Genomic DNA, 762 nt, shown 5'->3' with positions numbered 1-762 from the left:
GCCCAGGCCCCGGCCCGGGTGACCCGGGCCCGGCCCGGCCCGGTCCGGTCGCCGGCCCTGCCGTCAGCTCGCCCCGTGCGCGGGGGCGAGGCCCTCGATCCGCTCGGCCAGCGCGAAGTCGGTCTCGGTCACCGCGTCCCCCGCGCTGTGGGTGTTCACCGACAGCCGGACGGTGTCGTACCCGAGGGTGAGGTCGCTGTGGTGGTCCAACTCGTCCTGGACCACGGCGATGTGGGCGACCAGCGCACTGGCCGCGAGGTGGCTGCCCAGGTGGTACGTGCGCTGGATCCGGTTGTCCGCCAGGGACCAGCCGGGCAGTTCCCGCAACCGGTCCTCGATCTCCTTCTGCGAAAGCGGCTCGCTCGGCATCGGCGACTCCTTCCCCGTGAACACCACATGACGTGGGGTCAAGGTTCCCACAGCGGTGCGCCGGGGGAAGGTTTCGCGCCATAGTGCGCGCGGGTGGTCGCCGAGGTGCTCCCGCGCCTTCCGTGGCCAGGGTGACCGCCCTATGCTCCTGCGCCGGACGCGACTGTTACCGGCGGTAATGAGGGGGCACCGACATGGCTTGGGAAGGTAGTTTCCGGGGGTAGGTCCTCGCGGGGGCGGCAAGGGCGGGAAGCGGCGCAGGAGCCGGAGGGGGGGGGGGGGGGGCGGGGGGGGCCCCAAGGGGCCCCCCCGGGCCCGGGCGGGGCGCCCCGCCTTGTTTTTAAATATAAATCCACGCCCACAGAAGAGGGGCGGGTCAGCAGTGGCCTCTTT

The 762-nt window shown here is 72.4% G+C and carries 1 protein-coding gene; it reads right to left on the bottom strand.

The window, feature by feature from the left end:
• Positions 1-63: 63 nt before the first annotated feature.
• Positions 64-369, bottom strand: coding sequence for a 4a-hydroxytetrahydrobiopterin dehydratase (locus GPJ59_RS36675; RefSeq protein WP_219672407.1), 306 nt, complete (start codon positions 367-369; stop codon positions 64-66).
• Positions 370-762: the final 393 nt, after the last annotated feature.

This window comes from Streptomyces bambusae (assembly GCF_019400985.1).
Taxonomy (GTDB): Bacteria; Actinomycetota; Actinomycetes; order Streptomycetales; family Streptomycetaceae; genus Streptomyces; species Streptomyces bambusae_A.
Note: the sequence above shows the minus strand (reverse complement) of the source record. Positions and strands in the feature narration are given on the sequence as shown.